Annotated in this window: 13 protein-coding genes; 6 read left to right on the top strand and 7 right to left on the bottom strand. The window is 43.2% G+C overall.

The features are described 5' to 3' along the window. Nucleotides 1–100: 100 nt before the first annotated feature. The 3 genes from gatB to DJ568_RS04355 all read left to right on the top strand — a co-directional run bounded on the left by gatB (nucleotide 101) and on the right by DJ568_RS04355 (nucleotide 3,482). Nucleotides 101–1,573, top strand: a complete 1,473-nt coding sequence (gene gatB / locus DJ568_RS04365; protein WP_199560862.1) for an Asp-tRNA(Asn)/Glu-tRNA(Gln) amidotransferase subunit GatB — start codon at nucleotides 101–103, stop codon at nucleotides 1,571–1,573. Then, nucleotides 1,570–2,694, top strand: coding sequence for a TlpA disulfide reductase family protein (locus tag DJ568_RS04360; RefSeq protein ID WP_114004025.1), 1,125 nt, complete (start codon nucleotides 1,570–1,572; stop codon nucleotides 2,692–2,694). Before gatB ends, DJ568_RS04360 begins: the two co-directional genes overlap by 4 nt. 98 nt (nucleotides 2,695–2,792) lie before the next feature. Beyond that, entirely contained in the window at nucleotides 2,793–3,482 is a 690-nt protein-coding gene (locus DJ568_RS04355; RefSeq protein ID WP_114004024.1) for a response regulator transcription factor, read from the top strand. 93 nt (nucleotides 3,483–3,575) lie between these two features. Here the strand turns inward: DJ568_RS04355 and DJ568_RS04350 are convergent, their stop codons facing one another. Next, nucleotides 3,576–6,302 carry a carboxypeptidase-like regulatory domain-containing protein gene (locus DJ568_RS04350; RefSeq protein ID WP_114004023.1) on the bottom strand — a complete coding sequence of 909 codons (2,727 nt, stop codon included), beginning with the start codon at nucleotides 6,300–6,302 and terminating at the stop codon, nucleotides 3,576–3,578. 319 nt (nucleotides 6,303–6,621) lie between these two features. Next, complete coding sequence (locus DJ568_RS04340) at nucleotides 6,622–7,098, bottom strand: hypothetical protein (protein WP_114004021.1); 477 nt, start codon at nucleotides 7,096–7,098, stop codon at nucleotides 6,622–6,624. A 179-nt stretch (nucleotides 7,099–7,277) separates the two neighbouring features. On the opposite strand from DJ568_RS04340, the gene accC reads away from it, so the two are divergent. After that, on the top strand, nucleotides 7,278–8,762 hold the full coding sequence (gene accC / locus DJ568_RS04335; RefSeq protein ID WP_114004020.1) for an acetyl-CoA carboxylase biotin carboxylase subunit: 1,485 nt from the start codon (nucleotides 7,278–7,280) through the stop codon (nucleotides 8,760–8,762). A 35-nt stretch (nucleotides 8,763–8,797) separates the two neighbouring features. Here the strand turns inward: accC and DJ568_RS04330 are convergent, their stop codons facing one another. Next, a complete protein-coding gene (locus tag DJ568_RS04330; RefSeq protein ID WP_199560860.1) occupies nucleotides 8,798–9,283 on the bottom strand; it encodes an NUDIX domain-containing protein in 486 nt (161 codons plus the stop codon). A gap of 80 nt (nucleotides 9,284–9,363) precedes the next feature. Here DJ568_RS04330 and DJ568_RS04325 point away from each other — a divergent pair, with 80 nt between their 5' ends. Next, nucleotides 9,364–9,948, top strand: a complete 585-nt coding sequence (locus DJ568_RS04325; protein ID WP_114004019.1) for a riboflavin synthase — start codon at nucleotides 9,364–9,366, stop codon at nucleotides 9,946–9,948. A gap of 277 nt (nucleotides 9,949–10,225) precedes the next feature. After that, nucleotides 10,226–10,513, top strand: coding sequence for a hypothetical protein (locus DJ568_RS04320; protein WP_114004292.1), 288 nt, complete (start codon nucleotides 10,226–10,228; stop codon nucleotides 10,511–10,513). 416 nt (nucleotides 10,514–10,929) lie between these two features. On the opposite strand, the gene DJ568_RS04315 is transcribed toward DJ568_RS04320, so the two are convergent. The 4 genes from DJ568_RS04315 to DJ568_RS04300 all read right to left on the bottom strand — a co-directional run bounded on the left by DJ568_RS04315 (nucleotide 10,930) and on the right by DJ568_RS04300 (nucleotide 14,209). Further along, the gene (locus DJ568_RS04315) at nucleotides 10,930–11,868 is read right to left on the bottom strand and encodes a transporter (protein ID WP_233496623.1); all 939 of its coding nucleotides are present in this window, start codon (nucleotides 11,866–11,868) and stop codon (nucleotides 10,930–10,932) included. Between the two features lie 9 nt (nucleotides 11,869–11,877). Beyond that, a complete protein-coding gene (locus DJ568_RS04310) occupies nucleotides 11,878–12,924 on the bottom strand; it encodes a cytochrome-c peroxidase (RefSeq protein ID WP_114004018.1) in 1,047 nt (348 codons plus the stop codon). Between the two features lies 1 nt (nucleotide 12,925). Next, nucleotides 12,926–13,726: an MbnP family protein gene (locus DJ568_RS04305; RefSeq protein ID WP_114004017.1), complete on the bottom strand. Its 801-nt coding sequence runs from the start codon at nucleotides 13,724–13,726 to the stop codon at nucleotides 12,926–12,928. 108 nt (nucleotides 13,727–13,834) lie between these two features. Further along, a complete protein-coding gene (locus DJ568_RS04300) occupies nucleotides 13,835–14,209 on the bottom strand; it encodes a hypothetical protein (RefSeq protein WP_147238710.1) in 375 nt (124 codons plus the stop codon). Between the last annotated feature and the right edge of the window lie 22 nt (nucleotides 14,210–14,231).

Genomic DNA, 14,231 nt, shown 5'->3' with positions numbered 1-14,231 from the left:
TCCGCACGTTCGCACTCCCTTTTAAGGGGATTAGGTTAGGCTGATAATATTTATATATTTGGCTTTTTGTACAATAATTTCATAACCGGACATTTTAAGTATGACGATTGTTACAGGCAGTATGAGCGATAAATATGAGTTGGTAGTAGGTTTAGAGGTACACGCTCAGTTATCTACCCAAAGCAAAATGTTTGCACCTGATTCCGCTGCTTATGGGGCAGGGCCTAACCAGCACATAAGCCCTGTTACGCTCGGCCATCCGGGAACTTTACCGTTTACTAACGTAAAAGCCGTTGAGTATGCCGTAAAAATGGGCCTGGCTTGCAATTGTGCCATTAACCGTCAAAATACTTTTGCCCGTAAAAATTATTTTTATGCCGACTTGCCTAAAGGCTACCAAATATCACAGGACCAGGCGCCGATTTGCCTTGGCGGCCATATACGTGTAAAACTTACCGACGGTACACAGAAAGATATTGCCTTGCACCACATTCACATGGAAGAGGACGCGGGTAAAAGTTCGCATGATAACCACCATACAGATTCGCTTATAGATTTGAACAGGGCTGGGGTACCGCTCCTTGAAATAGTAACTGAACCGGATATGCGCAGTGCCGAAGAAGCCGGCCATTTTTTAACAGAAGTACGCCGCCTGTTGCGTTACCTGGAGATATGCGACGGAAATATGGAAGAGGGTAGCATGCGTTGCGATGCTAACATATCAGTGAGGTTGCGTGGGGCTACAGCGTTTGGTAACCGTTGCGAGGTGAAGAATTTAAACTCAATACGTAACGTTCAGCGCGCCATTGAACATGAATTTGAGCGGCAGGTACAAGTAATTGAAGCCGGCGGATATATAGAACAAAACACACTGAACTTTGACGCGGCTACCGGCGAAACTTCCGTGTTACGTACTAAAGAAATGGCAAACGACTACCGGTATTTTCCAGAACCCGACCTGCAGCCACTTGAATTGAGCGTTGATTATATTGAGAACATCCGCCAAAAACTGCCCGCGCTGCCGCATGAGTTGCACGATAAATACATAACCCAATTAGGCCTTTCAGAGTACGACGCTTCTGTAATAACAGCTGATAAGGAAATGGCCATGTATTTTGAAGAATTAATAAAGTTAACAGACAATTATAAAGCTGCGGTACATTTACTTATGGGGCCTGTAAAATCACATCTTAATGATACAGGCAGTCATATCACTGATATCAGCATTACACCTGCGCAGTTAGCAGGTATTATTAAGCTAATGGACGATGGCCTGGTTAATCACACGGTAGCTTATCACAAACTGTTTATCGCGCTGTTGCATGAGCACGGACGCACCGCAGAACAGGTTGCGCGGGAACAAAACCTGCTTATCAGTACTGATAACAACGAGGTTAACGAATTTATTAACGAAGCGCTTGCCAAGTATCCCGAAAAGGTAAAAGAATATCATAAAGGGAAGAAAGGTGTGTTAGGCCTGTTTATGGGCGAGGTAATGAAACGCTCAAAAGGGAAGATAGATCCGCAGAAAACAAACCAATTACTGATAAAACAATTAGAAGCCTACAAATGAGAAACCGTTTAATTTTAGCCGTTATTGCCTTTTTAAGCCTTTACATTTTTTCATGTAAAAGTGGTACAGAAGGTTCAGGGTTTACTGTAACCGGCCAGGTAGCCAATGCCGGGCAAACTAAAACTGCCGAATTGCTTAAGCTCGATAGTAATAATTTATCTGCTGTAGATACGGCCGACATTGATGCCTCCGGGAAATTCAAATTGGAAGGCGCTTCAGCTTATGCTAACCTTTTCAGGCTGAAAATCGGCGAAAATACTTATGACATTATTGCTAAAGACGGGGACAACATTGAATTTGCTACCACAATTGCCCCGGACAAAAGTGATTTTACCGTTAAAGGCTCGCATGAAGAGGCTGAATTAAAAGAGTTTAACGAGCTTAACAAAACTTTCGGAACAAAAAATACCAGCCTCGTAGCCGAATATGAGGCCAGAGCGGCCACAGATAAATCGGACACGCTATTAAACCATTACCGGGAGATATTTCAAAAAAATACCACTGAGTACAGTAAGCGAATTTTAAGTTTTATCAACAAAAACAAGAATTCGCTGGCAGCTTTTTTTGCAGCGTCATCTATCGACCCTCGTCAAAACGAGGCTGAGTTAGTTAGTTATGCAGATAATATAAAGGATAAATTCGCTGATAATCCAATGGTTCAGCGCTTTGTTAAGCAAATGATGGCTTTAAAACCGGTTTCGGTAGGCCAGAAAGCTCAGGACTTTACACTGCCAGGAATTGATGGTAAAAACATCAGTTTGTCTGGCTATAAAGGCAAATATGTGATGATCGATTTCTGGGCGTCGTGGTGCCGGCCATGCCGCATGGAAAATCCTAACATAGTTAAGCAATACAAACTTTATAAATCAAAGGGGCTCAATATTTTGGGCGTATCACTTGATAATGACAAAGCAAAATGGGAAGAGGCGGTAAAAGCCGATGGATTAACCTGGGCGCATGCATCGAGTTTGCAGGGTTTTGATGGACCTGTGGAGCGTATGTACCAGATAAGTGCTATCCCATCCAACTTCATTATTGATCCCCAAGGCGTTATCATTGCAAAAAATATAACTGGCAATCAACTTGAAGAATTTTTAAAGAAGACTTTTAACAAGCCTTAATATCATGTTAAGTTAATGTGATACTTAACAATTTGTTAATACACCCTTAACTATTTAGTATAACTAAGCGTATACTTTTATACCAAAATAAATGTGTAATGAGTAACACTGCAAAACAAAAGATACTAATAGTTGATGACGAGCCGGATATTCTGGAGCTAATAGAATATAATTTAAAAAAAGAAGGGTACCAGGTTTTTCTTGCTCATAATGGGCAGGAAGCCGTTACTGAAGCAAAAAGGTCATTACCCGATCTGATAGTTTTGGATATCATGATGCCGAAAATGGACGGCATTGAAGCCTGCCGGATTTTACGTACCATGCCCGAGTTTAAAAACACCTTTATGGTTTTTTTAACAGCGCGCAGTGAAGAGTATTCGGAGATTGCCGGGTTTAACGTGGGGGCAGATGATTACATAGCCAAACCTATAAAACCGCGTGCGCTGGTAAGCCGCATCAATGCCATATTGCGTCGTAATACACAGGCTGAGGAAGTTGTTGATAACAAGCTTGAAATCGGCAATCTCGTGATAGACCGCGAGGCATATCTTGTTTACAATAACGGCGAGCGTACCGTATTGGCAAAAAAAGAATTTGAACTGTTGTACCTGCTTGCTTCAAAACCCGGCAAAGTATACACGCGCGAGGTAATATTAAAAAATATCTGGGAAGACTCGGTAGTGGTTACCAACCGAACTATCGACGTACACATACGCAAACTGCGTGAAAAGCTTGGCGACGATGTGGTGTCGACGGTAAAGGGAGTTGGTTACAAGTTTGGAGCTTGATAAAGAATAACGAAGGCGGTTGTATAAACCGTCTTCATTGTTTCTGTGGGTTTCATACCAGGACGAGCCGCTTTGGCATAACTATGTTCTTTGCTATTCCACTTTGAAGCGATATACAACACGTCCGATACGGCCATCCTTGTCTATGCCTTCTACAACGGTTCTGTAACTTCCTTTGCCGTCGGCAGTAAAGAAATCGAATGTGGCTTTTCCTGCCTCAGTATTAACCCGCGGGTTCCAGTAAATAGTAGTGCGCAGATCAGGACCAAAAGCCCCGCCGTTGCCGGTGGGTGTGTATTTTGGCGAATAAAATGTTTTTGGAATGGTATAGCCCATAGGTGTTATTTTAGCCGTATGCGCCTGCGGTATAAGCTCCTCCAAATCCTGTAAGCTAACTTTAGTGCCCTTTGGCGCAACCTTCATGTTTATGGCCAACACGCCGTTTGTTTGACCAGCGCGGTTTACCATGCCGAGTTCATCCCTGGTAAAAACTTCTATGGAAGCTAAATCAGCTGAATTTAAACTATTAAGATAACCAACGTCTACCGGCATACCGCTTACATATAAAGCCATAGGGATTCTTCCGCCTGAATTAAAACTACGGCTTAGGTAAAACTGGGCGGTATTTGCATCGTAGGTTACACCAGGTAGCGTGCCTTGTAAGCACTGCAGCATAATATTACATCCTTTAAATCTGTCACCCGATATTTGATGGTCAGGCATTGACAGACCGGTTAAAGCGGAATGGTCCCGGTAGCTCGGGCCGGGTTTAGTAATTGCTTTCGCCTTAATAACTACCTCCTGTAACTGGCGGGAGCTTTCATATATCTTTTTGCTGTTTACCAGGTAATCACTTAATTTGGTATCAATGTTTAACTGTTCGTCTGGTTCATCCGGATTGGGGAACATAGCGGGGTAACTGCTTCCATCCACAGTCACCATCATATTCTTGGCGTTATAGTTACCTTTGGCACTGATTACAATTTTTGCGGAATCAGCAAACACCAATCCCGGAAACCTAAATCTTCCTTCAGCATCAGTGGTTGCGCGTGTAGTGTAATATTTTGACGGAATTTGCAGGGTTACCGTGCCACCTTTAACGGGTAAACCATTACTGGTACGCAGTATACCACTAAGTTCAATTCCTTGTTCAGGGAAATAATTTACTTGCGGAATTTTGTTTTTTAACATCTCGGTGTAAGTAAACCGCCGGTATCCTTGGGTAAGCATTAAGAGGTCAAGATCTGATGCAGTTTTGTCGCTGCTTCCTTTAAAGTAATAATTAGGGCTTTCTACATAGCCCTTTATATCAGAGGTAAGCAACATATTGCTTAGTATAGTAGTTTCGGCATCTTCGTCAACCGGAACCTTGGTCTCGTTAATAACTGCCACAGAAAGATCGCTCACACCGGCTACCGCGTTCTTGGCATTCACACTCATGGTAACTTTTTTCCTGTTTGAGTATACCTTTTTATCTGTGATTACTGACAGGTTCAACTTATCGGGCCGGTTAATAAATACCAGCCTTTCACTGAGCGGCTGCCCAAAAGATGTCATTAGCGTAAGTTGGGCAATACCGGTTGGAAACTTGTTGGCCGGTATAGCGGCAGAAAAGTCCGGATTGGTAAGTTTAATCTTAGCCGCGTAACAAATTACCTGGCCGGTTTTAGCTACAAGGTAGTAGGTTTTATTTAAATGGCTTTTCAGGTAACTTTCGTTAGCAGCGATTTTTATGTACACGTTTGCTGTATCAGGAGTACCGGCAGTAATTATAATCCCGCTTGTTTGTGCTACAGGCAGTTCATAAATGTCCTTTGTGCCATCTTTAAAATTAACTTCAGCCTTGTAAGTCTTACCCGCTTCGGGCGTAAGTACGAACAAGCCCATGCCGCGGTGCTGGCTGTTGCAGGTAGTTACCGTTGCACCGGTATTGTCACTTATTACAGCGGTAAAATCAATTCCCAATCCGTTTGGCTGTACCGCCTTTACCGCAATTTTTGACCGAAGCCCGTTAATAAAATTACCACCCTCAGGGAAAAACTGTACGTCGGTTGGAAGCGCTACAGACTTTAATGGATACGAGTTGCTGTATTCCTTATGGTTACCAGCATCCAGCACTGTATTTAACACGGCTGATGATAGGTCGGTCGACGCTGTATTAGGAAAATTGATAAAAAGCTTTCCCTGCGCATCTGTGCTTGCCTTTCCCTTTGCAAGGTCCTCGCCATTATCTGTTATTGTCCACTGTACTTTTTTATCAGCCAGTGGATTGCCGTCCGAATCTTTGTAAGTTATGATGGTGTTTACACCGGCGTTATTGGAGTTAGCTGTACGTTTTAAAATTATAGCGGTGTTAACAGGCTTATTAATAGCATTACCTACTACTACAGTTTTATTAAAATAATAGGCTTTGTCAAAATTCATCATCCATTTTGTGTAGGCCCGTATGTGGTAACTGTCCTGCACAAATTGAGGCTGCGTTAACGCTATCGATCCTATAGCTGTTCCCTCTTTAACAGAAAGCATCTGCGACGCGATAAGCTGATCACGGCTGTTTATAATATCTACATAAACTATCTTACTAAGTTCTGATGGCTGGTGCAGCCCGAAGGTAAGATAGGCTTTATACCAAATAGTGTCACCAGTGGCGTAATATGGCTTATCTAAGTGGAGATAAACTTTTTCTATAGGGTGACTTTGTGTTAGCTGATTTGCTTTTTCAACTATAGTATTCAGTGATATGCTATCGCGCTGTGCAAACACGGGCGAACAAAATGATAACAGTATATATGATAAAAACAGGGATGTGCTTAACTTCATTAACTCGGTTTGAAATATGGATACTGGCTAAATTAAGCAACCGTACTACAAAGCCCAACTTTTAATCTGTTTTTTAACAAAATTTTACAATTGATGCAACCCTTCACTTGTCCTGTGTCTGCGTATTATGATATGCAAGTGCTTTCACGCCTCTTGCAAAGATACCATCAGGATAGTTTACTGTTGCGGCCGGATAAAGCAGGTCAACGATTATGTTACGCATATAAGCTTCGTGCTTAAAACCTGTTACGAAGCCTACTAAGTACGGTAATATTCCACCATTGCAGTTGTATAAACGCAATCAAGCGTTTTTCAATAACTACTTTTTAGTATCGCCTGCTTTTGACCTGCCGCTGTTTGCAGTGCTCTTTGTTGTGCGTTTGGTCGCTGTGGTTTTAGCCTTCGCATCTGCTGTAATACTTTTACCTTTTTCGTCCGCTTTCTTAGCCAGTTTACCGGCAGCTGTTTTTACATTTGCAGCTTTGGAATTTACCCTATCTGTTGCATCTGCGGTTTTTTCATTAACCCCTGATTTAACAGCAGGTATTTTTTTGGTAATGGTCTTTTTAAGGGTAGCTGCAGTTTTAGTATTAGCGGTTCTTTTAATGGCAACCTTTTTTTTAAGGTTATCAAAGTTCTCTTCAGCTCTTTCTTTAAGGTCTTCCAGTTTATCCGCAGCAGTATCTTTTAAATCGTCTGCCTGGTCCTTGGTTCCATTCCAGATTTCGTTAATGGTTTCTTTTACTTTTTCAAAGAATCCCTTATTTTCTACAGGTCCTGTTGATTTGGCGCTCATGGCTTTGTGTTTATTGTAATTGATTAGACTTATATATCAGATAAATATAATGCCAATGACCTAATTTACAGTCAAATAAACTTGCGGGGGAGTTTAAAGCGTGCGTGCTGCTTAATTTTCAAACGCCAAACTGTATGCCTGTTAGTACATAGTTCATCAAATATTTTACATTTGTTGTTATGCAAAAGATACTGATAGCCAATCGTGGCGAGATAGCACTGCGTGTAATGCGTTCGGCACGTGAGATGGGCATTAAAACGGTAGCAGTTTACTCATCGGCCGACCGTGATGCACTGCATGTAAGATACGCCGATGAAGCTATATATATTGGCGAACCTCCGGCCAGTCAGTCATATCTTGTTGGCGAGAAAATCATTGAGGCCTGCCGCATAACCGGTGCCGAGGGGATACACCCGGGTTATGGTTTCTTATCAGAAAATGCGGCATTTGCGCGCATGGTACGCCAGGCCGGGCTCATACTTATCGGACCGTCGCCAGAGGCAATGGAAATCATGGGGAATAAGTTATCTGCAAAAGCTGCCGCTTTAAAGTACAATATACCCATGGTGCCCGGTACTGAAGAAGCTATTACTGATGTAGCCGAGGCAAAGCTTCGCGCTATAGAGGTAGGGTTTCCGATACTGATAAAAGCAGCTGCCGGCGGTGGAGGCAAAGGGATGCGTATTGTAACTGGTGAAGATGAGTTCGAGGAGCAGATGCAACTGGCTGTTTCTGAAGCTACCTCGGCTTTCGGGGATGGTTCGGTTTTTATTGAGCGTTATGTATCATCGCCACGGCACATTGAAATCCAGGTGTTAGGTGATTCGCACGGCAATATACTGCATTTGTTTGAACGGGATTGTTCTGTACAACGCCGTCATCAGAAAGTGATAGAAGAGGCGCCGTCAGCGGTATTAACCCCCGAAATACGAGAGCGTATGGGCAAGTGCGCGGTAGATGTAGCCCGCTCGGTAAATTATACCGGCGCCGGCACAGTGGAGTTCATCCTGGACGAAAAACTTGATTTTTACTTTTTAGAGATGAACACCCGCCTGCAGGTGGAGCACCCTGTTACCGAGGCTATAACCGGTATTGATCTTGTAAAAGAGCAGATAAAGATTGCGAGGGGAGAGGCAATTAGCTTCAGTCAGGAAGACCTTAGCATCAGGGGACATGCTATGGAGTTGCGCGTGTACGCCGAAGATCCGGCAAACAACTTTCTGCCGGATATTGGCACCCTGCAAACATACATTACGCCTAAAGGACCGGGAGTACGTGTAGACGACGGGTTTGAGCAGGGTATGGAAATACCTATTTATTACGACCCCATGATTGCCAAACTGATAACATATGGTAAAGACAGGACGGAAGCAATAGAACGAATGAAACGGGCGATAGATGAGTACCATATCACGGGTATTACAACTACCCTGGGCTTCGGCCGGTTTGTAATGGAGCATGAAGCATTCTCATCCGGACACTTTGATACTCACTTTGTAAAGAAATATTTCGACCCAAACACTGCTGCGGACACAAACGAACAGGAAGCTATAGTTGCTTCAGTGATATTTGAAAAACTGTTAAGTAGCGCCAAGCAAACTGATGCCAGGCATGAATTAATGAGTGAAACAGTTAACTGGGTAAAAAACCGCAAAGTATTTTGATGAAATAAGGGTTGCCCATAACAGTTCGGGGCGGCTCAGTTAATCTTCAATAAGCGCAATAAATTGTCTATAAGCGGTACCTGCCCGGCGTTAATGAGTTTGCGGCCAGTAGCTGCATCAAACCAACCGCCTTTGTCAACCTCGGGTATGTTTATCATTTTGCCGGAACGCGGCGGCCATTCCATGTCGAACGTATTGCTTATTATTTTTTCGGCATTTATATCGCCCTCAACCGCCCATACGTAAACAAGTTTGCCGCTTTTTTGTCGTACAGGATCAAGCTGAACAAAATCCCCGGTGATTTTTTGGCCGGTTTCTTCTTCAAATTCCCGCCTCGCGGCTTGCAATATGTTTTCATCTTCTGTAAACTCACCCTTAGGTACAGACCATGCGCCCTCATTCTTATTTCTCCAAAAGGGGCCACCGGGATGTACCAGGAAAACAAGCGGCTGGTTGTTGTCGAACTTGTATAATAATATTCCTGCGCTTTGTTTTGGCATAATCATATAAATGTCAATCATTAACAGCAGTTACGCTTGTTTGTTCGTGACGAAGGCCGTGGTAACCCACGCTATAGCTGAAAATTCAGTAACTTTGCTCTATGTTCACCGGTATTATTGAAACTTTGGGCAGGGTGACTAACCTGCAGCGCGAGCAGGATAACCTGCATATTACTATTGCATCTTCTATAGCTGCTGAATTAAAAATAGATCAATCTGTATCGCATAACGGTGTTTGCCTTACCGTTATTGCCGTTGCCAATGGTGTGCATACTGTAACTGCTATTGCAGAAACGCTTAACAAAACAAACATCGGCCTGCTTAAGATAGGGGATGCAGTCAATCTGGAGCGCTGCATGCAACTTAATGCACGGCTTGATGGACACATTGTGCAGGGCCATGTTGACCAAACAGCTGTTTGTACTCATTTTAAATCACTTAACGGCAGCTGGGAATACACGTTTGATTACAACCCTGCGTATGGGAATGTAACGGTAGAGAAAGGGTCTGTATGCGTAAACGGCATTAGTCTTACAGTAGTTAACTCAAAAGACAGCAGTTTTTCAGTAGCAATTATACCGTATACTTATGAGCATACCAATTTGCATGAAGTGCGCGAGGGTACAGTAGTAAACTTAGAGTTTGATATAATAGGTAAATATGTTGCGCGTTTAACCCGGCGTTGATACAACAGCATTAGCCAATCATAACGTAGTTCCAAAGGCTTACTGCTGGCTCTTTAGCTGGGGATGTGTCCGCGTCAGCCGCTGTTTTGTGCGTCAAAACGTTTTATAGTCGCTTAAGGTTACACTTACTGAAATCACTTCCATAACTCAATTGCACAGCACCTGTGTTATACTAGATCATCTAGGACCGGATATTGTAAACCGTTTGTTGATTTACGATATCCAAATTTTGGCCGGGTTATTGTTTTATGTAGTGTATAATTTAAAGCAGATACCTATGGATAAGTTAAAAAAATTCGCATTGATGGAAAAGATAGTCCACGAGCTGGAAGACTTGGAAAACAGCCAGCAGGCTATTATACAAAAGCTGGCCAAAATTGAAGTTGATAATATTGATCTTGGAGACAAGAGGCTTGAAAAGGATTTACCCGATATGCATCAACGGGTTGCAGAAAACCTTGATACCATTGCCGCAATACTTGAAGACTTTAGCGGCCAAACAAATGAGTTTAGCGACAATAACAATATCGCAGCGCTTAAGGAGCAGGAAGCATTGAATAATTAATAAAGGGGCCCGCATAAAGGGCCCTTTATTATTTAACACAGCTTTTGGCAAGTTGACGACACTTATAAAAACCGGATGCAATTTCTATTGTGTTTAAATGACTCGCTGATCAGGTTACTCAGCACTTTAACTGTTGGCCGGAAAAAAAATCGGGCCGGAAAAAATTCCCGGCCCGACCCAATCACTCTAAAACAATCACCTCTCTAACCAAAAGAAGTATCTTAAATAATTATATGTAACGAATTAATTATTTCCAATTTATAACATTAACTATCAAAGGTACCCAAAATTGTGCAATGATTGTTTAAACATCTATTTGTGACTAATTTGTGACATTGAAATAGGCTTATGGTGATTATCGTAAATTTTACGAATACTCATCATGGTGGCTATCCTACATTTGAGTTACGATACCCTTAAAAAGCTACGGATACGTGTGCCATTAAACGGTTTCCTGCACGTACGCTGCCATTAGCGAGATCTTGTGTAGCGATCTCCTGGTAATTAGCACCGAATGAGACGCGTTTGATGTTAGCCTCAATTCCCCCAACCAATGATAATACATGGCCGCCCGACGCATCCACGCTAAATTTTTGATCCTCTGTATCTTTCACTGACGTTTCATACAATACGCCGGCATTGGGTGCTATGGTAAGCACTTTTGCCACCCTGAACTTATAATAGGCAAGGGCGTTAGTGGTAAACTTATTACCGTAACGGTAGCCATACTTGTTTTCAGTATTAATCTTGTAGTTGGCATTTACGTTAATGCCAAGGTCCATCAGCCGGATATCATAGGCCGCATTCAATGTAAAATCGGTACTGGCTGTACCTAACTGAAAGTTATTTGGCGACTGCTGTGATTGATTACGTTCTGCCGGGGAGTAAGCGCCGGTAGGCAGCTTAACACCCGCGCCAAACCACAGCGACTGTACCAGCAGCTTACTGCCGATGGTGCCCGTTCCGCTAAAAAGATTGTAGTAACCCATAAGCGCGATATCGCCTAAGCCGTTTTTATGTCCCGCATTTTCGTTGCTCCGGCGCTCGTTAAAATTATATGGTACAAAGGCAAGCACCCTCACTTTTTTACCAAAATTATATCCGCCCCATACCTCTGCAGATTGGTATGTTTCGTCGGTGGTTAGATAGCTGGTGGTGCCGTTGGGGCCTAAATGCGCCCGCAATGTTTTATGCTGATAGCGTAAACCAACAAACCGCTTATTAAACTCCGGCAAGATACCCAGGTAATAACTGCCTACACCGCACCCGCAAATGTCGCACGCGGTGGCGCTTGTTATGATAAAAAATAAACATACAGCGGTTAAAATACCGGTTCTTTTTATAGTTGTTTTCATCTGTTGCACTTATTGCTCGGCCAGTAGCCGGTTATTAATAAAGTCTGTATCGTTAAGCGTATTTAAAAACGCTATGATCTGTTGTTTACCCGTTTCAGTAAGTGGCAAGCCTAAGCCCCCGTTTTTCTGTAATAACGGATCAAGGTTTGGGGTTTGCTTAACACCGGCGGCATAATGATTTAATACGCCGTTGAGGTTTAAAATCCGTCCATCATGCATATAGGGTGCCGTGTATTTAAGATTGCGCAGCGAAGGCACTTTAAACCGGTATTTATCGTCCGGTTTAAAAGTAATCATGGCCCGGCCTTCATCATTATTAAACCCGATGCCTATGCCGTTATTTCTGAAGCTGTTGTCGGTAAAAAGCGGTTCGGTGTGGCAATCGGCGCACATTTGTTTAAACAGCGCATAACCGGCCTGCTCTTCGGGGGTAAAGGTTTCGCCTGCCTCGTTACGTTTCACCTTGTCGTACTTTGAATTGGCGCTTACACACATAATCATAAATTGCGACAAGGCTTTCATCAACCGCGCAGTGGTTATCTCTTCGCTGTTATAAGCCTTTTTGAATAAATCGCGGTATTTAGGCATGCCCTGCAGCTTGCGTATTACGTTTTCAACCGTTTCATCCATCTCGACATGGTTGGTGATAGGCACGACCGGTTGCAAATCAAGGTCAAATACACCGCCATCCCAAAAAAAGGAGGGCATCCAGGCCAGGTTCATTATTGCCGGCGAATTACGTGTACCCAAACGGTCGTCAATACCATGGCTTACGTCGTGCCCGTGCTGGGTAAACGCCGAGCCTTGTATATGGCATGACCCGCAGGATATGGTATTATTTCGCGAAAGCGCAGGATCATAAAATAAGGCACGCCCTAACTCAAATCCCGCTTTAGTAACCTGGTTGTTTTCCAACTTGTATACAGGGGCAGGAAAATTTGCAGGTTTTACAAACCCGGCAAAATCGTCTGCCGGCGGCTGTGGTTCGTCTACATTTTTACGGCATGAAACCAGCAAAAAGCCCAGCCCCAATGCCATTAACCATAACCGCCACATATTAGTTATGTGTATGATTGTGGGTAAACATATTGCTGTAATTGGATGAAACGGTTTGGCTGAACAAGCCCGACATTACGTTTGAATTTGCCGCAATGCTTACATTAGGCGCGCCGTTAAACACCTTCATAACATCGGCCATTAAATGCACCTGTGATTCGCGTCCTTTGCGCACTTTGGCTAAACCACCCGCCTGGAGGTCGATCTTAATAATTTTAACATTATTAATTGGCGAACCTGCACTGCCGAACCCGCCTATATGATACCGAAATTTGCGTTGGCCGGTACCGTCAACCGGTGCGGCGGGGGAGGTGCCCTCCATTTTGAAAAATATATAGCCCGAAGCCCAGCTCCAGTACATACCGTCATGACCTGAAGCGACATCAAGCACGCCTGTTCGTTTGCTCAAATCCATCGTGCTGCGCAGGCTGTCTACACCTAGCACAAACTCAACAGTCTTGTAGTCACCCTCGGGTACATTTAGGCGTATATCGGTCGACTCTGGCAGGCTCTCGTCCACCAGGAAGTAGCTGCTATCTTGCGGAACAATATACTGTGTGCCGTTGGTATTTGTCAATTTGATATTGCTTACAAAATACTTAAGCGTGTTTACTGTAAATTGTTCGCCTAAGGCGTTTATATAGGTACCCGCGTTTAATTGCAAATTATTGTCGCCGGCTATATTATCAAATTCCAATATAATAGGTGCTTTTACCTCAGTGTTTACAGGCTCTATTTTATCGTTTTTGCTGCATGATGTTAAAATCATACCTGCCATGATGAAGGGAAAAATCCGTTTCATATATATGTATGTAAATATTACTGCACGCAAGCAGCGGCAGCTGTAGTGATTAAAGTATTATTTATTTATCTGTAGAATTCCACAACAGGGTGATGGGGATGAGGAGAATTAAGCGGCAAGCCGTGGCGGCTGGTAAACAGAAGATGCGCGCGTGCACAAACGGTAAACGGGGTTTGGATATTTACTGATAATTATCACTTGCGACGCAAATTTAAATTCAGCGTTAAGCGGCATAAAAGCTTCCTGGAGTTGGCTTTTTAGCTGCTGGCTCGCATTTTTCTTCTCTTTTTCCTCCGCTTGTTTAATTTTTTTTGCCAGGTAACATTTGCCGTTACAGTGCATTACAGGTTTCGCCCGGTTTTCGCAAAGTTTTGCAGCAATGTAACCACGATTTAACTCATAACCTGCATAAACAAATAACATGCTGAAGTTTGAGACCATCAGGCACGTTATTAATGAGATTGCGGTTAAACGACGTAACATTTGCGCAAATATAGTTTATTGA

The sequence above is a fragment of the Mucilaginibacter hurinus genome, from assembly GCF_003324525.1.
GTDB classification, from domain to species: Bacteria; Bacteroidota; Bacteroidia; order Sphingobacteriales; family Sphingobacteriaceae; genus Mucilaginibacter; species Mucilaginibacter hurinus.
This window is presented reverse-complemented; position numbering and strand designations above follow the sequence as displayed.